This window comes from Methylotenera sp. (assembly GCF_036401095.1).
GTDB lineage: Bacteria > Pseudomonadota > Gammaproteobacteria > Burkholderiales > Methylophilaceae > Methylotenera.
Genome location: NZ_DASWWA010000001.1, coordinates 134116 through 158512 on the forward strand (window position 1 = coordinate 134116; position 24397 = coordinate 158512).

General features: G+C 46.6%; 19 protein-coding genes. 14 read left to right on the forward strand and 5 right to left on the reverse strand.

Annotation, left to right across the window (positions count from 1 at the left end):
- The first annotated feature begins 114 nt into the window (after positions 1-114).
- The 5 genes from trpE (at position 115) to VGD82_RS00615 (ending at position 9983) form a co-directional block, all read left to right on the forward strand.
- Complete coding sequence (gene trpE, locus VGD82_RS00595; RefSeq protein ID WP_331018535.1) at positions 115-1596, forward strand: anthranilate synthase component I; 1482 nt, start codon at positions 115-117, stop codon at positions 1594-1596.
- A 9-nt stretch (positions 1597-1605) separates the two neighbouring features.
- The gene (locus VGD82_RS00600; RefSeq protein WP_331018536.1) at positions 1606-4203 is read left to right on the forward strand and encodes a bifunctional diguanylate cyclase/phosphodiesterase; all 2598 of its coding nucleotides are present in this window, start codon (positions 1606-1608) and stop codon (positions 4201-4203) included.
- A 233-nt stretch (positions 4204-4436) separates the two neighbouring features.
- Positions 4437-5723: a TolC family protein gene (locus VGD82_RS00605; protein ID WP_331018537.1), complete on the forward strand. Its 1287-nt coding sequence runs from the start codon at positions 4437-4439 to the stop codon at positions 5721-5723.
- 19 nt (positions 5724-5742) lie between these two features.
- Positions 5743-6879: an efflux RND transporter periplasmic adaptor subunit gene (locus VGD82_RS00610; RefSeq protein WP_331018538.1), complete on the forward strand. Its 1137-nt coding sequence runs from the start codon at positions 5743-5745 to the stop codon at positions 6877-6879.
- Positions 6879-9983 carry a CusA/CzcA family heavy metal efflux RND transporter gene (locus VGD82_RS00615; protein ID WP_331018539.1) on the forward strand — a complete coding sequence of 1035 codons (3105 nt, stop codon included), beginning with the start codon at positions 6879-6881 and terminating at the stop codon, positions 9981-9983. Before VGD82_RS00610 ends, VGD82_RS00615 begins: the two co-directional genes overlap by 1 nt.
- Positions 9984-10156: 173 nt before the next feature.
- Here VGD82_RS00615 and moaC read toward each other — a convergent pair whose 3' ends face one another.
- Complete coding sequence (gene moaC, locus VGD82_RS00620; protein WP_331018540.1) at positions 10157-10639, reverse strand: cyclic pyranopterin monophosphate synthase MoaC; 483 nt, start codon at positions 10637-10639, stop codon at positions 10157-10159.
- A 107-nt stretch (positions 10640-10746) separates the two neighbouring features.
- Between moaC and VGD82_RS00625 the strand changes: the two genes are divergently transcribed.
- From VGD82_RS00625 to ahpF, 5 genes are all read left to right on the forward strand, one after another.
- Positions 10747-12192 (forward strand): M48 family metalloprotease, encoded by a 1446-nt coding sequence (locus VGD82_RS00625; protein WP_414684446.1) that lies wholly within the window; start codon positions 10747-10749, stop codon positions 12190-12192.
- 8 nt (positions 12193-12200) lie between these two features.
- Complete coding sequence (locus tag VGD82_RS00630; protein WP_331018541.1) at positions 12201-12635, forward strand: thiosulfate oxidation carrier protein SoxY; 435 nt, start codon at positions 12201-12203, stop codon at positions 12633-12635.
- Between the two features lie 53 nt (positions 12636-12688).
- Entirely contained in the window at positions 12689-13006 is a 318-nt protein-coding gene (gene soxZ / locus VGD82_RS00635; protein ID WP_331018542.1) for a thiosulfate oxidation carrier complex protein SoxZ, read from the forward strand.
- Between the two features lie 201 nt (positions 13007-13207).
- Complete coding sequence (ahpC, locus tag VGD82_RS00640; RefSeq protein ID WP_331018543.1) at positions 13208-13771, forward strand: alkyl hydroperoxide reductase subunit C; 564 nt, start codon at positions 13208-13210, stop codon at positions 13769-13771.
- 158 nt (positions 13772-13929) lie between these two features.
- On the forward strand, positions 13930-15513 hold the full coding sequence (gene ahpF, locus VGD82_RS00645) for an alkyl hydroperoxide reductase subunit F (RefSeq protein ID WP_331018544.1): 1584 nt from the start codon (positions 13930-13932) through the stop codon (positions 15511-15513).
- A gap of 45 nt (positions 15514-15558) precedes the next feature.
- Here ahpF and VGD82_RS00650 read toward each other — a convergent pair whose 3' ends face one another.
- The 4 genes from VGD82_RS00650 to VGD82_RS00665 all read right to left on the reverse strand — a co-directional run bounded on the left by VGD82_RS00650 (position 15559) and on the right by VGD82_RS00665 (position 19395).
- Positions 15559-15753 (reverse strand): DUF2892 domain-containing protein, encoded by a 195-nt coding sequence (locus VGD82_RS00650; RefSeq protein ID WP_331018545.1) that lies wholly within the window; start codon positions 15751-15753, stop codon positions 15559-15561.
- A 111-nt stretch (positions 15754-15864) separates the two neighbouring features.
- Positions 15865-17502, reverse strand: coding sequence for an NAD(P)/FAD-dependent oxidoreductase (locus VGD82_RS00655; RefSeq protein WP_331018546.1), 1638 nt, complete (start codon positions 17500-17502; stop codon positions 15865-15867).
- Positions 17503-17651: 149 nt separating this feature from the next.
- Entirely contained in the window at positions 17652-18308 is a 657-nt protein-coding gene (locus tag VGD82_RS00660) for an HdaA/DnaA family protein (protein ID WP_331018547.1), read from the reverse strand.
- A 4-nt stretch (positions 18309-18312) separates the two neighbouring features.
- Positions 18313-19395 (reverse strand): AI-2E family transporter, encoded by a 1083-nt coding sequence (locus tag VGD82_RS00665; protein WP_331018548.1) that lies wholly within the window; start codon positions 19393-19395, stop codon positions 18313-18315.
- A 137-nt stretch (positions 19396-19532) separates the two neighbouring features.
- On the opposite strand from VGD82_RS00665, the gene purM reads away from it, so the two are divergent.
- The 4 genes from purM (at position 19533) to VGD82_RS00685 (ending at position 24361) form a co-directional block, all read left to right on the forward strand.
- Entirely contained in the window at positions 19533-20582 is a 1050-nt protein-coding gene (purM, locus tag VGD82_RS00670) for a phosphoribosylformylglycinamidine cyclo-ligase (protein ID WP_331018549.1), read from the forward strand.
- Between the two features lie 99 nt (positions 20583-20681).
- Entirely contained in the window at positions 20682-21437 is a 756-nt protein-coding gene (locus VGD82_RS00675; RefSeq protein ID WP_331018550.1) for a DUF3108 domain-containing protein, read from the forward strand.
- Between the two features lie 59 nt (positions 21438-21496).
- Positions 21497-23026, forward strand: coding sequence for an RsmB/NOP family class I SAM-dependent RNA methyltransferase (locus tag VGD82_RS00680; protein WP_331018551.1), 1530 nt, complete (start codon positions 21497-21499; stop codon positions 23024-23026).
- Positions 23027-23122: 96 nt separating this feature from the next.
- On the forward strand, positions 23123-24361 hold the full coding sequence (locus VGD82_RS00685; RefSeq protein ID WP_331018552.1) for a dicarboxylate/amino acid:cation symporter: 1239 nt from the start codon (positions 23123-23125) through the stop codon (positions 24359-24361).
- Positions 24362-24397 lie beyond the last annotated feature (36 nt).

Genomic DNA, 24397 nt, shown 5'->3' on the forward strand with positions numbered 1-24397 from the left:
TGATTCTTCCAGTTGGCGGGGCTCTTGGCAACGCTAATGCACGAAGCGCAGCGCATACACGCAGATGTAGCATGCGATATTTAAGAACACGAAAATAATAGTCTTAGGAAGCTTATGTTAAATACCATTAATCAAGATGAATTCAATGCCTTGGCAGCACAGGGCTACAACCGCATTCCCCTCGTACTCGAAACTTTTGCTGACCTCGACACACCGCTTTCACTTTATTTAAAACTTGCCAATCAGCCTTTTTCATACTTGCTGGAGTCTGTGCAGGGCGGTGAACGGTTTGGTCGTTATTCCATTATTGGTTTACCTGCAAAAATGCGCATTGTGGCGCATGGCAAAAATATCCAAGTATTGGATGGCGACACAGTGGTGGAAAGTGTTGAGAATACCAACCCGCTGGATTTTGTGAAAAGCTTCCAAGCGCGCTTTAAGACCCCCCCATATGAAGGTTTACCAAGATTTACCGGTGGTTTAGCTGGTTATTTTGGCTACGAAACCGTGCGCTATATTGAAAAGCGCTTAGCAAATAATGTAAAGCCTGATGCGATTGATACGCCAGACGTGCTGTTAATGGTGTCTGAGCAGTTGGCTGTGGTGGATAACTTAAGCGGTAAGCTTTATTTTATTGTCTACGCCGATGCTGCGGCACCACGCGCCTACGAGCAGGCTAAGCAACGCTTAAATGAGCTGGTACAAAAGTTAAGAAACACGGTCACCATTCCAAAGTCTGTTGCTATGGATAAAACCACGGCAAGTTCAGAGTTTGGTGAGGATAATTTCAAAGCGGCTGTTAAGCGTGCCCAGCAGTATATTTTGGATGGTGACATTATGCAGGTGGTGTTATCGCAGCGCATGTCACAGAAATTTTCTGCGCCGCCGCTATCGCTGTATCGCGCGTTGCGTAGCTTGAATCCGTCTCCCTATATGTTCTATTACGACATGGGTGACCACCACGTGGTGGGTGCTTCACCTGAAATTTTAGTGCGCCTTGAGAATGGTACCGTGACTGCACGGCCGATTGCCGGCACACGTCCACGCGGTAAGACACGTGAGCAGGATGTTGCACTGGCAGAAGAGTTGTTGGCAGACCCGAAAGAGCGCGCAGAGCACGTACAGTTAATGGATTTGGGCCGTAATGATGTAGGCCGTGTTGCGGTGACGGGTTCGGTTAAAGTGACTGACAACATGATGATAGAGCGCTACTCTCACGTGATGCACATTGTGAGTAACGTAGAGGGCAAGCTCAAGCCGGGAATGGATGCGATTGATGTGATTAAGGCCACATTCCCTGCTGGTACCGTGAGTGGTGCACCTAAAGTACGTGCAATGGAAATCATTGACGAATTAGAGCCGAGCAAACGCGGTATTTATGCAGGCGCTGTCGGTTATTTAGGGTTTAATGGTGATATGGACGTTGCAATCGCGATTAGAACCGGTGTAATTAAAAACAATATGCTGTATGTGCAGGCTGGTGCCGGCATCGTGGCAGACTCTGTCCCTGAAAGCGAGTGGATGGAGACGCAGAACAAGGCGCGAGCAGTTCTCCGTGCTGCCGAGCTGGTGCAAGATGGACTTGATATCAGCTAAGCGCACGTGATGCAAAACGCTATTGCTAAATATCGTTTTTTGACTTTCAAAGGAAAGTTAATAACTTTTTTAGCAGTAGCGTTTGCTTACTTTACTACCGCTAAACTGGGGCTGATGGTGCCCTACAAAGAGTCAGTGGCCACCTTGATTTGGCTTCCTACCGGCATTGCTGTCGGCGCTATCATGCGCTGGGGACGTGTCAGCATTCCTGCTGTCTTTATCGCATCGTTTCTAGTTGAACTAACGGTTTTACCCTTCTCTGCCAGCATTCTGATTGCAATTACCAATACGCTTGGCCCCTTGCTTGCTGCATACCTGCTGCCAAAATTTCGTTTTAATCATCATTTATATAAACAAAAAGACATTTTTCTGATGATTGCTGTCGCGCTGATCGGCATGTCAGTGTGCGCTACTGGCGGAATGTTCAGTTTATATATTACAGGGCTTGCGCCGGTCGATAAGTTATCTAGTATCTGGTTTATTTGGTGGCTAGGGGATAGTCTAGGTGTGCTGCTGGCATTACCGCTAGTGCTCAATCTAGGCAGAAAAGGCACATTCACTTGTAATAACAGATGCTACCAGTTGCTGGCATGGATTATCTTATTTGTTTGCGTTGAACTCATCATCGTAAGTGCGGTGCCAGATCTAAACAAACAGTTTATTTTATCTATGTTTGTGATTTTGCCCATGTTGATATGGGCCTCCATGAGCTTTGGTTTGGTCGGCGGCTCATTCTTTGTAATTATCTTATCCAGCATAGCCGTCTGGGTAACGTCACAGGGCAGCGGTAATTTCTACAGCCATGATTTAAGCGAGGGCGTGTTCTCGCTGTGGACGTTTATGGTGGCGCTGGTGGTGACGATGCTATTAATTTCCGCTTTGCAGTCCGAGCGTAATTTAGCGCATATGACCATACAAAAAAATGATAAAAAGCTGCGCTCAGTGATCGACGGCGCATTTGACGCGATTGTCACCATAGATTCTGCTGGGTTATTAGTTGAGTTTAATCCGGCAGCCGAGCGCATTTTTGGCTACAAAAAAGAGGATGTGCTGGGCCAGCCAATGTCTGAGCTGATTATCCCTGTACGTTACCGAGCCGCTCATCATGCAGGCCATCAGCAATATAAAATGTCAGGCGTGACGCATATTTTTAACCAGCGTATCGAGTTGGTCGGGATGCGTGCAGATGGTAGTGAGTTTCCTATCGAATTAACCCTAACTGCCTTAAAAGATGCCAATTTGTCTTTAGTTACTGGTTTTGTGCGTGATATTTCCGAGCAGAAAAGAGCCAGACAAGAAATCGAGAACTTTGCTTATTATGACGCCTTAACCAGTTTGCCCAATCGGCGCTTGCTCGCAGATCGCTATCAGCACGCCATGTCGATTGCGCAACGGTCCAAGACTTACTGCGCGTTGTTATTTATTGATTTAGATAAATTTAAAGTACTCAATGATACCAAGGGCCATGATGTAGGCGATCAGCTGCTAATTGAGGTGGCGCATCGCATTCAGCATACGGTGCGTGCCGGAGATACCGTTGCACGGCTAAGTGGCGATGAGTTCGTGGTGATATTAGAAAGTCTGGACCAAAATGCCAGTATTGCCTATCAGCAGGTAAGCGAGATTGCACAAAAGCTATTGGCCGAACTAAATAAGAACTACTACCTAAGCCTATTTGAGTTCTCTACCTCTGCCAGTATCGGTGTTACTTTATTCAATGATAATGCACTCACTTTTGAAGATCATCTAAGACATGCTGACACCGCTATGTACTTATCAAAAGACAGCGGCGGCAATACCTATCGTTTTTATGATCAATTAACGCAAGAGAGTATAGAAAAAAACTTTGCATTAGAGTCTGCGCTGAATTTAGCGTTGGTTAATCAAGAGTTGTACCTCAATTACCAACCTATCGTTAATGTGGCTAAACAAGTGGTGGCAGCTGAGGTATTGCTAAGATGGAGTCACCCGACCTTAGGCGAAATTAGCCCGGTTGAATTTATCCCAATTGCAGAAAAAACAAATCTTATTATTAAAATCGGGCGTTGGGTGCTGGAACAAGCATGTCAGCAACTAAAGGAGTGGGAGGCTAGCCCTGCCCTCGGCCAAATTAAGCTCTCGGTAAATATCAGTGCAAAGCAATTTTTATACATTAATTTTGTTCAAGAGTTGCGAGAGATTTTGGCAAAAACGGCGATTAACCCGGTTTTACTTAAGCTAGAGCTGACTGAAACATCGGTCATTGATAACATGGATGATGTAATCAATAAAATGAACATTCTGAGGCAAATGGGCGTGCACATTGCGCTGGATGATTTTGGGATAGGGCATTCATCATTAGTCTACTTGAAGAAGCTACCAGTGACACAAATTAAAATTGACCAGTCATTTGTGCATGATGTGCTCACCGATTCTAACGATGCCGCGATTATTCAGATGGTACTTGCCGTTGGCAAGACCATCCATTGTGACATTGTGGCAGAAGGTGTAGAGCAGCTTGAGCAGTTCGAGCTGCTTAAAGATTTTGGCTGCGATTATTTCCAAGGGTATTATTTTAGCCGGCCTGTAGTTGTAGCGAATTTTGAAGAATTCGTTATTAATGGCTAGGGTGGATAATAATTTCGTAATAATTAGAGTGGTGGAGATAAGATATACTGCTGGATTGTTTTTGCACTACTATCTTTGATTGGGTTGTATTCTAGGCATTTGATCTAAAATTTAAACTTAATGTGTCTGCGGAATTTTTGTTACGCAGCGTGGTCAATTGTAAGTTCTGCATATTTTAAAACAGCCCGAGATGCCCCTCACGTTCTGACTAAAAATAACTATAGCGAATAACGATGTTTAAAAAAGTTGCCTATATTCTGGTGCTCGGTTTTTTGAGCAGTCTCCCCGTTGCCTACGCTGAGGCTGATTTAACTCATTTAACTCTGGAAGCGGCCCAGCATTTATTTCACGAAAATAATAAAGAGTTAATTTCCGCTAAGCGCATGGTGCAAGGCGCAGAAGCCGACGCGATCACGGCCTCACAAAAGCCTAATCCTAATTTATCACTGGGCGTTGCCAGCTTTAACCTTAATCGCTCAACTGCCAATAAAAACCCTAACGGCAGCAACAGTCTGTCGGATCAAACTCTTAACTCAACCGTGCAAATTAGCCAGTTGATAGAGCGTGGTGACAAGCGTGAGCTACGCATGGCCTCCGCTAAAAATGCCATCAAAGCCTCTAATTACGACTTAAAAGACGCTGAGCGGCAATTGCTGCTGAGTTTTAATGATGCTTATTACGACTTGCTGTTAGCACAAGAGGCCGAAAAAATTCTGGCGAGTAATAGTGCCGCCTACGAAAAAACCATTCAGGCTGCCGAGCTAAGATTAAAAGTCGGCGATATTGCCGCTAGCGACGTTGCCAGAATGCGCGTGGACTTGCTAAAAATACAAAATGATATGCGTCAGGCCAAAGCAAACCGTGAAAAGGCGCAAGCTAATCTTGCCTATATGATGGGGCAAGAGAATGAGGCAGCACGTTTGTATGCGCAAGATGGCTGGCCTACAGTTAGCCAGACTATCAGCACGCCGCAAGATATAGATGCGCGGCCGGATGTATTGGCAGCGGAGGCGCGCACCAAGCAAGCGGAAGAGAATCAACGTCTTGCCAATGCATTAAAAACACGGGATGTGAATATTGCCCTGCAATACCAACGCTTCCCCGGGCAAATGCCAGGTGCTGACACCAATACCATTGGCGCTGCGATTACCATTCCATTATTTACTAACTACGAATATCAGGGCGAAATCAGCCGTGCTGAAGTTGACCTTACATCGGCGCTGGAGGCAAAGCAGCAGGCACGTGCATCTGCGGTGAGTGAAATCTCGCGTGCACGCGCAGATTTAAATGCAGCCGTCGAGAAAGTAAATCGCTTTGACACGCAAATTCTGACTGAGGCACAAAAAGCAGCAGATGCCGCTGAGTTTGCTTATAGCCATGGCGCTACAGGCATTACCGACTTACTCGATGCACGCCGTGTACTGCGCGCAATACAGTTAGATGCTGCCACCTCCCACGCGGATTATGCAAAAGCCCTAGCGGCATGGCAGGCAGCCACAAGAATAGAAAATCAAAATTAAGCATTAATAAGGGAAGCACATGAAGCACGGACTCAGCTCTTTACTCACTATTCTACTGGTTGGGGCCTCCTTCACGCTGCCAACAACTGCTATGGCCGGCCCTAAGCCTTCGCCAGTTCAGCACACCAAGCAAGAAAATGAAGTAATCCTGAAAGAAAACTCTGCGCAAGAGGCTAATCTAAAAATTGAGACTGTTGCCGAGGTGGTTGCCTCCACTACCGAGCCTATGAATGGAAAGATTAGTTTTGACGAGAATTTCACCTCACGCATCAGCTCTCCTGTATTAGGCCGCGCTATCAAAATTCATGCGCAATTGGGTGATCGCGTAAAAGTTGGTCAGCCGCTTTTAACTATCGACTCACCTGACATGGGCTCTGCAGTTGCTGACTACCGTAAAGCCAGTGCGGATTTAGACCTAAAAAGAAAGGCCTTGGAGCGCAGTAAAGTGCTTGTGGATGGCGGCGTAGTTGCACACAAAGAGCTGGAATCTGCGCAGGCGGATATGGCGCAATCACAAGCTGAGGCAGAACGTACAAAATCACGCTTACATAATCTGGGCATTAATCACGCAACCTTTGGCAATGAGAGCTTTACGTTGAAAGCGCCGATGGCGGGCATGATAGTTGACCGTCAGGTTAATCTCGGCAACGAAGTCCGTCCCGATGCAGCAAGCCCACTATTTGTAATTACTAACCCAGATCATCTTTGGGCAATGATTGATCTGCCTGAACGCGATCTTAGCAAAGTGAGTGTTGGTCAAACCTTAAGCATCAAGGTGGATGCGTATCCGGATGAGGAGTTTCAGGGCAAAGTCCAATCTATTGGTACTATGCTCGACCCAGTCAGCCGCCGCGTTCAAGTGCGCTGCTCGGTAGAGAGCAAGGGCAAACTACGCCCGGAAATGTATGCGCGTGTGACCCCACTTAGCATGTCACAGCAAAAGGTGATTCGCATTCCTAATAGCGCGCTGATTACAGAGGGTTTATACAGCTACGTATTCGTTGAAACCAGTCATGGGCATATTCAGAAACGCCGTGTCACCCTAGATTTGCAAGGACGAGACTACGCCACCATTAAAGACGGCCTCAAAGCAGGTGAGCGTGTGGTCACCAAAGGCGCTATTTTGATTAATTCAGAGTTGGCAGCGGGTAAATAATGCTAGAAAAACTTATTACCTTCTCGCTGCAACAACGTACTTTCGTACTGATTGCAACATTTATCCTCGTGGTCGCAGGGATAGTCTCTGTACAGAACCTGCCGATTGAGGCTTTTCCTGATGTTGAGGACGTGCACGTTGGCATTGTTACGCAAGTGCCGGGCCTAGCGCCCGAAGAGGTTGAGCGCGTTGTGACGTTGGCGATTGAGCATGGCATGAGCGGTGTGCCGAACTTAGCGCAAATGCGCTCAGTTTCAATTACCGGTTTATCGGTAGTGACGCTAACTTTTTCTGAAAAGACAGATGACTACTTTGCCCGCCAGCAAGTTTTAGAAAAGCTGCAAGCCGTCAATCTGCCACCAGAGTATCAACCCACGCTGGCACCCCTTACAACCGCTGTGGGTGAAATTTATCGATTCCTAGTCGATGCCCCGAAAGATATGCCACAGCGCGAAGTGCGCGCAATTCAGGATTGGCAGATTATTCCTGTGCTGAGAACAGTGCCAGGGGTAGCCGACATTACTAGTTTTGGTGGTGCAGTCAAAGAATACCAAGTCAAGCTGGACCCCTATCTGCTTAAGAAGTACAGCATTAGCATCGATCTGGTTAATCAAGCACTTAATAACGGCAGCAGCAATGTGGGCGGCGGTCTTATGCATCGCGGCGATGAATCGCTGGTTGTGCGCTCATTAGGTTTATATCGTTCGTTGGATGATATTGCCGACACCGTTATTTTATCGAGTGCGGGTAAGCCTATCTTGGTCAAAGATGTAGGCGAGGTTGTGATTGGTAACCGCTTCCGCTCAGGTATCGTGGCTTTTAACAATCAGGATGATGTGATTGAAGGCATTGTGCTGATGAACAAAGGCCAGAACCCCGCGAAGGTGATTGAAGCCTTAAAAGCCAAGGTGGACGAGGTTAATGCTAAGTTGCCCGAGGGTGTGAAAATTCGGCCTTTTTATGACCGTACCAGCTTGATTCATCACACTGTGCACACTGTGACTGAAAACATGATTGTTGGTGCGCTGCTTGTGGTTGCTATTCTTATCATCTTTTTACGCAACTGGCGTGCGGCGCTGATTGTTGCAGCGGTTATCCCGTTATCGCTGTTGTTTGCTTTTATCGTGATGGATATTCGCGGCGTTTCGGCGAATTTGATTTCACTGGGGGCGGTGGACTTCGGTATTATTATCGATAGTGCGGTGGTGTTGGTAGAGGCGCTGATGGTGAAACTCTCGCTAGCCAAAGTAGATGAGTTCCCACATCATGGCACGCATTCATGGCGCGTCACTACGCTTAAAAATACGGCAATCGAAATGGGGCGCCCTATTCTGTTTTCAAAAGTGATTATTATTTTGGCTTTCTTGCCAATTTTCACTTTCCAGCGTGTGGAAGGCAAAATCTTCTCACCTATGGCCTTTACCTTAAGCTTTGCTTTACTAGGCTCAATTTTGCTTACGCTTACGCTGGTGCCTGCACTGATGTCTTACTTAATGAAGCGTACGGACATGGCAGAGAAGCACAGTACATGGATGCATAACACCCAAGAGTGGTACCGCAGTGTTTTGCTCAAAGTAGTTAAAATTCGCCTGCCAGTTATCTTGGCATCGGTGTCTTTATTAGTGCTTTCGCTGGTTTTATCACCGCTATTAGGTTCAGAATTCCTGCCTAAACTGGATGAGGGCAATATCTGGCTAACTATCAGCATGCCACCATCCACCGGCTTGGAAAAAACCAAAGAAATCGAACGTAATATTCGTAATGTTTTAACTAGCTATAAAGAGATCAACCTGGTGGTGAGCCATGTAGGACGGCCGGATGACGGTACCGACCCCAAAGGCCCCAATAATATTGAAATCTTGGCTGACTTAAAGCCTAAAGACACTTGGAAGTTTAGTAATAAAGAGGCACTGATTGCCGACATTTCCGCGAAAATACATCAGATTCCGGGCATTCCAACTAACTTCTCTCAAGTGATTCAAGATAGTGTGGAAGAGGCCCTGTCTGGCGTAAAAGGTGAGATATCGGTCAAAATTTTCGGTCCGGATTTAGCGGTTCTGGAAGAAAAGTCGGACCAGGTTGCCACAGTGCTTAATTCAATTAAAGGCGCTACAGACGTCGCGGCTATCCGCATTTCAGGTAACTCGGAGCTTGATATCACGTTGGATCGTCAGAAACTGGCGCGCTACGGTATGAATGTGAATGACGTGAATGCTTCTGTGCAAACCGCATTAGGTGGCACGACGACCAACACTTTCTATGATGGTGACCGTCGTTTCGACGTTACGCTCAGACTAGCGAGGGACTACCGCGACTCTTTAGATGATATTAATGAGTTGCCAATAGCATTACCTAACAACGCAGGCACTATTCCTCTGGGTGAAGTTGCCGATGTTACCATTAAGCAGGGTGCATCTAGGGTGGCGCGTGAGGGTGTTTCTCGTATCGTGGCAATCAAGGCCAATTTAATTGATCGTGACCAAGGTAGCTTCGTGAAAGAGGCGATGGCCAAGGTTAAGGAGCAAGTCAAACTGCCGCCCGGCTATACCATGACATGGGGTGGTCAATTTGAGAATCAGCAACGCTCAATCAAGCGCCTTAAAGTGATTGTGCCGCTGTCACTAATGCTGATATTTGTGGTGTTATTTGGCGCATTCCGCTCTGTACGTAATGCACTGCTGGTGTTATTGATGATACCTTTCAGCTTAATTGGCGGGTTTGCCGGGCTAGGTTTGGCCGGACTGCATCTTTCTATCTCGGCCGCTGTGGGCTTTATCGCCTTAGCTGGTATATCGGTACAAAACGGCGTGATTATGCTGGAGCAATTTAACCACCTGCTATTAGAAGGCCGTAGTGTCGCAGAGGCAGTGATGGAGGGTGCAGTTGTGCGATTGCGTCCGATTTTAATGACCGCGCTAATGGCTGGTTTGGGCTTGTTGCCGGCAGCACTTTCGCATGGTATTGGCTCTGAAACACAGCGCCCGTTTGCAGTGGTGATTGTTGGCGGCTTAATCACGGCTACGATTTTCACCTTGCTATTGCTGCCTTTATTGTTCCCGCTGTTCTCGGGAGAGTTAAAAAATAAAGAAGCTCATAATGAGTAATGAGCACTGCAGCGCAATTTCTAGCGTACAGGCTGTATAACCGATTTGCTTTGATGTGATTTAGCTATAGAGTCTTATAGCTAAATCATCAGGCAGCTGGTAAACGCTATTGATGCAGATTTTTGCGGGTGCGGTGTTGCCAGTCTTTGTTTTTGTCACGCTTTTGCTGGTGCTTACTTTTCAGCCGTCCAATGCCCAGATTTCCCACCTTGTTTTTCTAGCAGTTTAATCTCAGAAATCACCATGCCACGATCAGCCGCTTTGCACATGTCGTAAATGGTGAGTAAGCACACACTCACTGCGGTCAGTGCTTCCATTTCTACGCCTGTTTTGCCATAGGTTTCAGAAGTGACTGTACAGCTAATGCTAGATTGTGCCTCGTTTACCTCAAAGCTAACCGCAATACGTGTGAGAAAAATAGGGTGGCATAGCGGGATAAGATCTGAGGTTTTCTTGGCGGCCTGAATTGCTGCAATTCTGGCAATACCGAGCACATCCCCTTTTTTGCTGGTGCCGCTTTGAATCAAGGCTAAAGTTGTCGGCAGCATGCTGATGATGCCTGTGGCAACGGCAATGCGATGCGTTTCAGCTTTTTCGCCAATGTCTACCATATGTGCTTGGCCATTTTGATCAAAGTGCGTAAGTGGGTTTGTCATTTTGAAGGTCTCTGTATCTAGGGTGCTGCTATGTTGAAATGCATAGGTTGATAGCGGATAATTTGCGCAGAATTATGAAACATTCAACTACAAACGTTATCATAGTAATGATGAAATTAACTTTACCTACCATTATATTATTAGTTGTATCTGTTGCGCATGCATATCCCGCAATCGCGAATGAGTTGCCAGATTTAGGCGATGTTTCAGCCACAGTACTTTCACCCCTGCAAGAGCAGGAAATCGCCGAGCAGATTATGCGCCAGGTGGCGGTGAGTGATGAAGTGCTGAATGACGTAGAAGTGTCTGACTACTTGCAGGCCTTGGGTGGAAAATTAGTAGCGAATGGTCCAGATAAGCGGCAGACCTTTAACTTCTTTGTGGTGCAGGACCCATCAATCAACGCATTTGCTATGCCTGGTGGAGTGATTGGTGTGCATACGGGCTTAATTTTAGCGGCAACCAGTGAATCAGAGCTTGCAAGCGTGCTTGGCCATGAAATTGGCCACGTAACGCAGCGGCATCTGGCGCGTATGTTAGCTTCGCAAAAGTACGATACATTTAAGAACTTAGCCGGCATTGCGTTGGCATTGTTAGTGGCAAGGTCTAATCCACAGTTGGCGACCGGTGCGCTCACGGCGTCTTCTGCAATAGGAGTGCAGAATCAGCTGGATTACACCCGTGAGCACGAGCGTGAGGCTGACCGTATCGGTTTGCAGATTTTAGATTCAGGTGGTTTTGATGTACGTGCCATGCCTGAGTTCTTTAAAACCTTGCAGCGTGGTTCGCGCTTTGCTGAGGGCAGTGCCCCTAGCTTTTTGCGTACTCACCCATTAACCACTGAACGTATTGCAGATGTGGCTAACCGTGTAGAGCAAATGCACTACAAGCAAGTGACTGATAGTGTGGAGTTTCAGTATGTGAAAGCCAAACTGCGTGCGCTGCAGGGTGGCGATCAGGCTGCAATTGATTTATTTGAGCAAAATATTCGCGAGCAGTGTTATGCCAATGCAGCAGCAGAGCATTATGGCTTAGCTGTGGCGTTGTTGCGTAAAAGTGCTTGGGCACAGGCGGAAAAAGAGTTGGCTTGGCTTAAGAAGAACGCTACGCCACACCCTATGATAGAGAGCTTGGCAGCGCGTTTAGAAGTGGCTAGAGATAAACCTGCCGCTGCGGCCGAGAAATATGCTTCAGCGTTAAGGATTTTTCCAGGTAGTCGCGCTCTGATTTATGGCTATGCCGAGCATTATCTCGCCACTAGGCAGGCAGAGCAGGCTATCCAGTTGGTGAAATCCAAGCAGGGTTTATATCCTAATGATGCTTATTTGTACGACTTGCTGGCTAAGGCGTACACTATGCAGAATAAAGTGCTACTGAGCCATCAAGCGCAGAGTGAGGCTTATTATCGAAAATATGACCTTGCGCGTGCCATCGAGCAGATGGATTTAGCGGCGAAAGCGAATGATGGCGATTTTTATCAGCAATCAATTGTTGAGGCACGCTTAAGGCAGCTCAGGCAAATGATGGGTGATGAGAAAAAAGCAAAACTGTAGGGGGTGACATGCAGCGCAGAACTTTTTTGTTGGGAATGCTTACTTTGATTGCGTTAGCGCCGCTTAAGGTATGGGCCGCTTTATGGAATAAAACCGCGTTTGAGGCGGTAAAAATCAATGACTCAACGCGCTCGTTAAATATCAGTGCCGAAATTCCAACGCAAGATATCGTGATTATTGCGCCAGATCGCGCCGAGAATGGCGCTATCGTTCAGGTGGAAGTACACAGCAAAATTGAGAATACAGAGGCGATTGCGATTTTGGTAGAACATAACCCTACGCCGCTGATTGCTAACTTTATGTTCAGTAATGGCGCAGAGCCGTTTGTGATCACACGCATTAAAATGGCTGAGACCTCAGACCTGAAAATTATTGTGAAATCAGGTGCGCAATATTTCACACGCAGTAAAAATATTATCGTGTTAGAAAACGGCTGCGGCTAATGCTGCTCAATATGATTCGACACAAGCATACTAGTGCGCACTAAGGAGTTTACATGGATAACAACATGAAAATGCGCGCCCAACTGAAGGGCGACTACACCGAAGTTAAAGTGTTGATGAGCCACCCGATGGAAACCGGGCGCAGAAAAGATGACCATGACCAATTAGTGCCCGCGCATTTTGTGCAGCTGTTGACGGCCACCTTAAATGGAAAGCCGGTGATAGAGGCGCAGTGGGGTACGGGAATTGCTAAAAATCCATATTTAACCTTTAGACTAAAAGGCGCCAAGGTGGGTGATGTGGTTGAAGTGACCTGGCATGACAATCTGGGTGAAAGTGCCACGCAAAGTATTGCAGTGACGCCGGCTTAAGTTAGCGACGCATCTTCATTTCATTCAGTTTATTCACAGCAGTTGCGATACCGATGTTTCTTGTAGTCAGCTTTTGATAAATATAACTTATCATAATCATTAAAATGATATATTGGATTTATTAAAATTTATCTCTATAATTCAAATCATGAATTTATAGTTCTATTAATCAATTTTTTAATCAATAGATAGGAAAAAACGATGTCATTAATTAATACACAAGTACAACCATTCAAAACAGAAGCTTTCCACAATGGTAAATTTGTTGAAGTGAGCGATGTAACCATGAAGGGTAAATGGTCAGTGGTGATTTTTATGCCAGCTGCATTTACTTTTAACTGCCCAACCGAAGTTGAAGATGCTGCTGACAACTATGCTGAGTTCCAAAAAGCAGGTGCAGAAGTGTACATCGTAACAACCGATACGCATTTCTCACACAAAGTTTGGCACGAAACATCACCAGCAGTTGGTAAAGCAAAATTCCCATTAGTGGGTGACCCAACACACCAATTGACACGTGCATTTGACGTGCATATCGACGCAGAAGGCCTAGCATTGCGCGGTACTTTCGTGATCAACCCAGAAGGCGTGATTAAAACTGTTGAAGTGCACAGCAACGAAATCGCACGTGATGTAAAAGAAACACTACGTAAATTAAAAGCTGCACAATTCACAGCAGCTAACCCAGGCCAAGTTTGCCCAGCTAAATGGCAAGAAGGTGCTCAAACAATCACTCCATCATTAGACCTAGTAGGCAAGATCTAATTATTGGTTTAAGCAAAGCAATAACTGCGCTAACGAGCAAACATCTCTTGGCGCAGTGAAATTACAAGGGCATTATTCAAAAGATAATGCCTTTATTTTAAGTAAAACCCGGTTGCGTTACGTCGTAGCCAGATGAGAATTTAAAGAAGAGAGCAATCATGGCATTAGAAACTGGTATCAAAACCCAATTGCAAACCTATTTACAGATGTTGCGTGAGCCTATCGTACTGGCTGCATCATTAGATGAAACGCCAGCAGCGCAAGAGATGCGTGAACTGCTGGAAGAAATCGCGAGCATGTCAGACAAAATTACGCTAACCATGGAAGATGATGCGCGTAAACCTTCATTTGCTGTAAAACGTGGTGCAGCTCATACCGAAGCGCATAAAGCGGTAGGCGTGCGTTTTGCCGGTATTCCTATGGGCCATGAATTTACCTCTTTAGTGTTGGCGCTGCTTCACACCGGCGGTCACCCGATGAAGCTAGAGGCTGAAAAAATTGCACAAATCGCGGCAATTGAAGGCAGCTTTCACTTTGAGACTTACATATCACTGAGCTGCCATAACTGCCCAGACGTAGTGCAGGCCATGAATATGATGGCAGTGATTAACCCCAACATTACGCATGTGATGATTGATGGTGCGCTATATCAGGACGAAGTAAAAGCCAGAGACATTATGTCCGTACCAACCACTTACTTAAATGGTGAAGTGTTTGGTGCAGGCCGTATGGAGCTAGATGAAATTCTGCCAAAAATCGACCTTGGTGCGGTAGCGCGTGAAGCGAAAAAATTAGAAGCGCAAGCGCCTTTTGATGTGTTGGTGGTGGGCGGTGGCCCGGCTGGTGCATCAGCAGCTATCTATGCGGCACGTAAAGGTATACGTACCGGCATTGTGGCAGAACGTTTCGGTGGCCAGGTCATGGATACTTTAGGTATTGAGAACTTTATTTCTGTGAAAGAAACGGAAGGGCCAAAATTAGTGATGGCGCTGGAAGAGCATGTGAAAAGCTATGATGTAGAAATCATGAATTTACAGCGTGCGGTTGCTTTAACTGAGCCTGGTAAACACGGCAACAAGAACGAAGATTTAATCGAGTTGAAGTTGGAAAGCGGCGCAACTTTAAGAAGTAAATCGGTGATTCTTGCCACTGGTGCGCGCTGGCGCGAGCTAAATGTGCCGGGTGAAAAAGAATACCGAGGCAAAGGCGTTGCTTATTGCCCACATTGCGATGGCCCGTTATTTAAAGGCAAACCAGTAGCCGTGGTGGGTGGTGGTAACTCAGGGGTAGAGGCCGCTATCGATTTAGCCAATTTTGTAGGCCATGTGACCTTGCTACAGTTTGATACTGAGTTAAAAGCAGATGCCGTGTTACAGAAAAAACTACGTACATTAAGCAACGTTACCGTCATTACCAGTGCGCAAACCACAGAAGTCACTGGCGACGGTAACAAGATGAATGGATTGACCTATACCGACCGTGTAACAGGTGAGTCTAAGCATTTAGCGTTAGATGGCGTGTTTGTACAGATTGGTTTAATTCCAAATAGTGATTGGTTAAAAGGTAGTGTAAACCTAAGCAAGTACGGCGAAGTAGAGGTGAATCACCACAATGCTACATCGCTACCAGGCGTATTTGCCGCTGGCGATGTGACGACTACGCCTTACAAGCAAATCATTATTGCTATGGGTGAAGGTGCAAAAGCTTCACTCGGCGCATTTGATTATCTGATTAGGCAATAAGGGTAGCGAGCAATAAAAAAGGCGGCTTTCGAGCCGCCTTTTTATTTATTCGTGTTTGGTTTTGCATGTGCTAATGCCAAATATACCGTAGGCGGGGCAATAGTTAATCAGCCCAGTCACTAACGGCACTACACCAATCCAAGCCCAAACTGGACCGTTTGCAAATAATGCCCATGCGATTAAGGCAAGCCCAGCAATAATACGCACGGCGCGTTCGGCTCCGCAAATGTTAGCTTTCATCTTGTAGCTCCTTGGGTGAACACTGACCAAAAAGTCAGCTAACTAAACAGTTAGAATAATCAGTGTACGCCCAACTTGTGCTACATGAAAGTATCCATATGGATATTGCCGCTAGCGAGCGCCAGTGATGCTAAGTGCTACCGCCTCTGCTACTTTGATGCCATCAACCCCCGCCGATAAAATTCCGCCTGCATAGCCGGCACCTTCGCCACAAGGGTATAAACCTTTGGTGTTAATGCTTTCTAGGCTGTCATCATCACGCTTGATACGGATAGGGCTGGACGTACGCGTTTCCACACCTGTGAGTACGCCGTCGGCCAAGTCAAACCCTTTTACCTGTTTTGCAAACTCTGGGATGGCCTCGCGGATAGCGGTAATGGCAAACTCTGGTAATACGGATGCTAGATTGGTAAGGTGTACGCCAGGCTTGTAAGACGGCGTTACTTCACCAAACTGGGTAGATGGCTGGTTTTGCAAAAAGTCACCGATTAACTGCCCCGGTGCATGGTAGTTACTGCCACCGGCGATGAATGCCTGACTTTCCAATTGGCGCTGCAATTCCATACCGGCCAGCGGATGGCCTGGGTAATCTTGCTCCGGCGTAATGCCTACTACAATCCCGGCATTGGCATTACGCTCATTGCGGCTATATTGGCTCATGCCGTTAGTTACCACGCGGTTAGGCTCAGATGCTGCAGCCACCACCGTGCCGCCTGGGCACATACAGAAGCTGTAAACTGAACGGCCGTTTTTAGCATGATGCACTAGCTTGTAATCAGCTGCGCCAAGCTTGGTGAGTAAGTCCTCACTGTAGCTCCTACCGTATCTGGCTTTATCGATGATGGATTGTGGGTGCTCAATGCGGAAGCCAATCGAGAACGGTTTGGCCTCTATATAAATGCCGCGTTTATGAACCATTTCAAACGTATCGCGTGCGCTGTGCCCTACTGCCAGCACCAAGTGGTTAGTAGCGAGGCGCTCACCAGTTTGCAGCACCACGGCTTGCACCTGATTGTTTTCGATTTCAATGTCATCAACACGGCTCTCAAAGCGGATTTCACCGCCTAGCTCGGTAATGGTTTTACGCATTTCCTCTACCATGCCCACTAAGCGGAAGGTACCGATGTGCGGGTGGCTGACGTACATGATTTCTTCTGGCGCACCAGCCTTTACAAACTCTTGAATCACCTTGCGACCATAGTGTTTAGGGTCTTTAATCTGGCTATAAAGCTTACCGTCAGAGAACGTGCCAGCACCACCTTCACCAAATTGCACGTTGGATTCAGGATTAAGCGTACTTTTACGCCATAAGCCCCATGTGTCTTGTGTACGCTTACGCACTTCTTTGCCACGCTCCAGTACTATTGGCTTAAAGCCGCCCTGCGCCAAGATCAGCGCAGCAAAAATGCCGGCAGGGCCAAAACCTACAATCACTGGCCTGGCCTGTGGTGCAATCTCGGTGGTAGCCACAAATTTATAACTGGTATCTGGTGCTGGTTTAATGTGCGCATCTTTGCGGAACTTGGCGAGAATCTTTTCTTCGTTCTTCACCTCCACATCCAGGCTGTACACATACAAAATTGCGTGCGATTTACGCGCGTCTACACCGCGCTTAAAAATATCAAAATGAATTAAGTCGCTTTCAGGAATTTCTAAGCGTTTAAGCAAGGCTGCTTTAATTTCATCGGTTTGGTGTATCAGCGATTGTGCGTTTTCAATCGGGAGTTTGATTTCAGTAATACGTAACATGTGTGGTCACTTTAATAAGGGGAGTGTTTATCTGCCAATAGTGTGATTTTACAGTATGTTGGGCTTAGCGAAAAATGGCATAGTCGCGATAGGCTCGTATACTTAGGAGAAACGCGAGTGCCTAATCAAATATTAGGCGTGGCGCCAAGCTAGGCTTCAAGGTTGTGCTGCAGCAATTTCTTTAACATAGGCACGGTCACCGGTTTTTTCTCGGTGAGCGACCACACATCCAGCGCATCCAATACCGCCATCAATGTTGGTAAGTCGCGGCGCAGGTAGCGCAGGCAGTACTCCACCACTTCATCCGGCAATTTCATGCCGCGTTCTGTGGCGTGCGTTCTCAGCGCTTGGGCTTTTTCTTCATCGGTGAGTGGGTGTAGTTGGTACACCAAGCCCCATGCTAGCCTGGTGGCTAAGTCATCACGTAACTGCATTTGCGTAGGGGCTGCAATGCCGCTAGAAATTAAAATGCCGCCAGAAGCACGCAATTGGTTGAACTGATCGAACAGTGCGATTTGCGCTTCTTCATCTAAAGTGTGCGTGTCATCTGCAATAAATAGGGGCAGATTCGATTGCTTAGCCATGCGCTCACATGCGTGCAGTAGGTGTGACTTTCCGCTACCCTGCGCACCCCATAGGTAAATAAAGCGTGCCTCTTCAGCGTGAGTGAGTGCTTGCTTTAGGCTGTATAGCGCTTCTGCATTTTGTCCCTCAATAAAGTTATCTAGGCTAGGTGGCGGCAGCGGCTGAATGTCCAGCAATAATTGCTTAGTTGGGGATTTGTAATGAAGATCCGTGCTGTTCATACTGCTAACCTAAGTAAAAGTGACTGCTAAGATATTTTTGTTTGGCGTGTCTGAAGCCTACCGCAATCGCGGCAGATACCGGTAGCGCTAGCAATACGCCAGCAAAGCCAAATAGCTGGCCGCCAGCCATCAGTGCAAAAATCACTACTAGCGGGTGCAGGCCAATGCGGTCCCCCACCAGCCACGGAGTGAGTGCCATGCTTTCCAACAGCTGTCCCATGCCAAACACTATCAATAGCGGGATTAAGTCATGGAGGCTACCAAACTGCAGCACGCCGGAAATAACCGCCAATGTAAGGCCTAAGCCAAAGCCTAAGTAAGGGATAAACCCTAGCAAGCCAGATAATATACCGATGGGCAGCGCAAATTCCAAGCCAACCAACCATAAGCCCACGGCGTAGAAAACGCTCATTAATAGCATGACAGTCAGCTGCCCGCGTAAAAACTCAGCGAGTACCGCATCAATGTCTGCGGCAATTTCTTGGGTTTTACCTAAAAGTGAGCGTGGTAATAAAGCGCTGGTTTTTTGTAGCAAAATATTCCAATCCACCAGCAAATAGAACAGCACGAGTGGGATGAGGATCAAGTTGCCTAGCCAGCCAATCACTGTCATGCCATGACTGCTCACACTAAGTGCAATGTTTTTGGCAAAATTGCCTGTTGTTTTCCAGTTTTCGGTGAGGATAGCCTGAATCTGTGCAGGATCGATTTCTGCACTAACTCCAAAGTTTTTCTGTAGCCAAGGTTCGAGGTTGGTTTTGGCTGCGTTCAAATACACGGGGATTTTTTGCGATAGTTGCACAAACTCATGCTGCAACAGCGGAATCATGATGAGCATGATGATAATCAGCACCGCGAACAAAAATAACAGCACTAGCAAAGTAGCGATGGTGCGGCTGAGTTTAAATGAAAATTTAGCACGCTTGCTATTGAATTGAATTGCTTCGATTTTACCCACTAGTGGGTTGGCAATGTAGGCCAAGATTGCGGCGATCAGGAATGGAGTCAAGATTGGGCCAAGCAGGTAAATGATGCCAAACACTGATAAAACAGCGACCAGCCAAACGGTATTAGTGTGTTTGTTCATTCTGCGCTTTCAGTAAAGTGAGGCTGTTTTGGAAAAGCCTGCGTTTTGAGGCTTGCAACATTTCAGATAACTAAGCATTTCGGTTAAAATAACATTATAACGATAGAACACACTTTTTGTAGAAAGCGAGAACCCCCTTGAGCGCCAATAATTCAGATAAAACTTCAATTAGCTACCGCGATGCCGGAGTGGATATTGAAGCGGGTGATGCATTAGTTGAACAAATTAAGCCGTTTGCCAAACGTACCATGCGTCCAGAAGTATTAGGCGGTATTGGTGGTTTTGGCTCATTGTTTGCGGTGCCGCAAAAATTTAAAGAGCCAATCTTGGTATCTGGTACCGACGGCGTGGGTACTAAGCTTAAATTAGCGTTTGAGCTCAATAAGCACGATACTGTGGGTATCGACTTGGTAGCCATGAGCGTTAATGATATTTTGGTGCAAGGCGCAGAGCCACTATTTTTCCTAGATTACTTTGCATGCGGCAAGCTGGAAGTTGGCGTTGCAGCACAAGTGATTAAGGGCATTGCCGAAGGCTGCGAGCAATCTGGCTGTGCATTGGTGGGAGGTGAAACTGCAGAAATGCCAGGCATGTACCCAGCGGGCGAATACGACTTGGCAGGTTTTGCAGTAGGCTGTGTAGATAAAGCTAATTTGATTAACGGCACTACCATTGCTGCAGGTGACGTGGTATTAGGCTTGGCTTCAAGTGGTGCGCACTCAAACGGTTACTCACTCATTCGCAAATTGATTGAGAAATCAGGCATTGATTTTGAATCTGATTTCCACGGTAGAAAATTCAAAGATGTGGTGATGGCACCTACACGCATCTACGTGAAATCTCTGTTAAAACTGATTGAAGCGATGCCGGTTAAAGGCATGGCGCACATTACAGGTGGCGGTATTACCGAAAACATTCCACGTGTATTGCCAGAAGGTTTAACCGCAGAAATTCAAGCATCAGGCTGGGAACTGCCACCGCTGTTCCAATGGCTGCAAGCACAGGGCAATATTGTACCGAGCGAAATGTACAAAACATTTAACTGCGGTATCGGTATGGCGATTGTCATGGCAAAAGAAAACGCTGCAGCAGCTAAAGCGCTACTAGAGGCTTCAGGTGAGACTGTGTTTGAAATCGGCCACATCCGTGCACAAAACGCAGGCGAAGCGCCTACTATCGTTGTTTAGTCTTGTTGTTAAATCAGTTAGAAAAAACTGCTTGTTGTGTAACAAATGTAGCGCTGATGCGTTGAGCATGATGTGTCTTAAAATTAAGGAATTTTAGTGATGAATCGAATCAAAGCATGGTGTGTGATATTTTTTGTGGGCATGGGTGTGTTTGCGTTGATGCCGCAAGCAGCTTTTTCTAAAACCAAACCGGCTAAAGAAGCTACAGCAAAATTTACCTTACCGAAACGTATTAGTGCCACTTACGTGGTGACTAAAAATGGCGACCCATTTGCTAACGTGCATGAGCAGTTTACGGTCAGTAAAAATACCTATACGGTTGAAAGTGTGACCAAGGGTATTGGTGTATATGCGTTGCTGGGTGAGCGTAAATTAACCAGCACCGGTGAGATTACGGCGCAGGGTTTAAAGCCTAGCCATTTTGAGCTTCATCAGGGCAACCAAAAAAAGAAATCATTATTCACCGATTTTGATTGGGCGAAAAAAAGCCTGGTGATGACGATTAAGGGTGAGCAAGAAACAGCTGAGCTTAAGCCTGGTACCCAGGATTTAGCAAGCTATCCTTATCAGTTCATGTTTATACGAGCATCGTTAAAAAATACGATTACCTTACCAGTAACAACAGGTAAAAAGCTAAAGCAATATAGCTATAAAGTTAGCCCAGACATTAAAACTATTGATTGTGCTGGTATGCAGTATAAAACGCTATACCTGACACCATCGGAGCATGAAGGCGCAGAGACCAAAGACCTGTGGCTGGCCACAGAGCAAAGTTACGTACCAGCGCGCATTTTAGTGATTGACGAAGACGGTCACAAACTAGAGCAAACCTTAACTGAGTTGCGTATCCAATAACGCTGGCAATGTTGCCATGCTATTTACCAAGTAATTAAAAATATACAAAGAGAATCAATATGACGCCTAATTTAATTCGGCAAGCTGCAATCGTTTTATCTAATCTACTAACGTTTAGTAGCCCTGCTGATGCGAAGTTAAGTGAGTTTTTCCGTAATAACCGTGACCTAGGCACCAAAGAGCGTGCATTTGTAGCCGAGAGTGTATATGGCGTATTGCGTCGTTTACGTTTCTTAAGCACAGTGACAGCTAATGATGAAAACGACCCAGATGATGCACGTAAGCTGATTTTGGCTTGGTTGTTGCGCGTACAGGGCATGAGTATCCGTGAGTTAGAGCCTATGCTGAACGAGCAGCAAAAAGAGTGGGCGCATTTGATTAAAGCTAAATCTACCGATAACTTGCCGTTAGCGGTGCAGGCTGATGTGCGCGACTGGCTATGGGATAAGCTGGTAGCGCAATACGGCGAGGCTGAAGCCTTAACCATTGCGCGCAGCATGCATGAGCAAGCCACGTTAGATTTACGCGTGAATACAATCAAAGGCACGCGCGATGACGTGATGGCAAAGTTTATTGCCGAAAATACTTCTGGTGAAACCAATGTGACCAAAACGCCTTATTCTCCGATAGGTATCCGTATGCCTAATCGTATGAATATTGGCCGCCACGTATTGTTTACTGAAGGCAAGATTGAAGTACAGGATGAAGGTAGCCAACTATTGGCTCATTTGGTTGCGGTGAAACGCGGCATGATGGTGGCAGACTTTTGTGCAGGTGCTGGCGGTAAAACTTTGGCAATGGGTGCACTGATGCGCAATACCGGCCGCTTGTATGCATTTGATGTGTCTGAAAAGCGTTTACATAACTTAGGCCAGCGTTTAAAGCGTTCTGGCCTAAGCAACCTCAATGCCCAAGTAATCAGTAGCGAAACTGACCCTAAACTAAAACGTTTAAACGGGAAGTTTGATCGTGTGCTAGTGGACGCGCCATGTAGCGGTTTGGGCACGTTACGTCGCAATCCTGACCTTAAATGGCGCCAAACCCCGCAAGATGTGGCTGAGCTTAATGTTAAGCAGACCAATATTCTGGCGCGTGCGGCTAAGCTGACTAAAGTGGGCGGACGTTTAATTTACGCAACCTGTAGTTTGTTAAGCGATGAGAACGAGCAAATTGCAGAGCAGTTCTTAGCCACCCACCCAGACTTTAAATTACTGAATGCCGCACAGATTTTGGCGCAGCACCAAATTGAGCTGGATACTGGTGATTACCTGAAACTACTACCGCACTTACATAATACCGATGGTTTCTTTGCGGCTGTATTTGAGAAGTTGGATGCGGCAACTGCGCCAGTGCCAAGTAAAACTAATGAGATAGAAGCTACTGCAGAGGCTGTACCTGCTTTAGAGGCCGCTTCAGTTGTTGAAGAAGCAGCGTCAGAAGAAGTGCCGGCTAAAAAAGCTAAAAAGGCAGCTGTCAAAAAAGAGCCTAAGCCTAAAGTAGCTAAAGCGCCAAAAGATGACAGCGCGGTTGAGCCTAAAGTGAGCAAAGTAAAAGCTAGCACGGCTAAAACAAAAGCAGTTAAAGCCTAAAGCCAGATTAAGTCAGATAGGGTAAGATTAAAAATCTTACCCTTTTTTATTCAGTAAGCGCCTAGGCGCTTTTTTCTTATGTAAAGGCGTTGCAGGATGAAGTGGCCTAGCCTCAATTTGCAAATATTATTGGCATCCATCATTGGTGTTGGATTAGGGTTGTACTTCCAGGCGTTAGGGACGCAGCATGCACTGGTGCAAGGGAGTTTGTATGGCGCTGGACTAGTAGGCACACTATTTATTGACCTACTTAAAATGATACTTGTGCCTTTGGTGTTTTGCTCTATCTCCGTTGGCGTTGCTAATTTGCGCCAGCATCAGCAAATGCACAAAGTATGGGTGAGTACCATGCTTTATTTTGTGACAACCACGACGTTAGCCATCACCTTAGGTTTGCTCGCGGCGAACTATTTCGAACCGGGTAGCGGCATGCATGTGGCCATGTTTCAAGATGCTATGCATGGCTTTGAGGCTAAGCAACTGCCTCTTCCTGAGTATTTCGCACAATTTTTACATGGTTTGTTTGTTAACCCATTCGCAGCTCTGGCCAAAGGTGATGTACTTGCGTTGGTAATGTTTGCACTAATTTTAGGCGTTGCTCTGGTAGTGGGCGGTGAGCGTTTTGATCACCTGCGTAAGTTGTTACAAGAGGCACTGGACGTGACGATGCTGATAGTGGGCTGGGTGATGTACTTGGCACCGCTAGGGATTATGGCGTTACTGATTAAGTTGGTCGCAGTGCAAGATATTGCGATACTGCATACTTTAGCCAAGTTTGCCGCAGTGGTTGTAGGCATCACCTTGCTGCACGGCGTGGTGTTACTGCCATTGCTTTTGTATTTAGTGACGGGCAAGTCGCCCCTGTGGTTCTTTCGTGGCAGCCGTGAAGCGCTATTAACTGCGTTCGCAACCAGTTCCAGTGCTGCTACCTTGCCTGTAACCATGCGTTCCACCTTACAGATGCAGGTTAAGCCGGAAATCGCGGGTTTTGTCGTGCCGCTGGGCGCCACTATCAATATGGACGGGACGGCGTTGTACGAGGCAATTGCCGCCATTTTTATCGCTAACTTGATGGGCGTGGAGTTGAGTCTAGTGCAGCAAATGATAGTGTTTTTCACGGCGATGATTGCCGCGATGGGTGCGCCGGGTATTCCTAGTGCCGGCATGGTAACCATGGTGATGGTGTTGCAGTCTGTAGGCCTGCCAGCTGAGGCGATTGCTATTTTACTGCCGATAGACCGCTTGCTGGATACTGTGCGCACCAGCGTGAATGTGCAAGGTGATATTATCGGCAGTCTAATTGTACAGAAGCTGACAATGGGCGCACCACATTAAGTGCCAGTTTAAACCGTGCATACAGTAGGGTTTAAG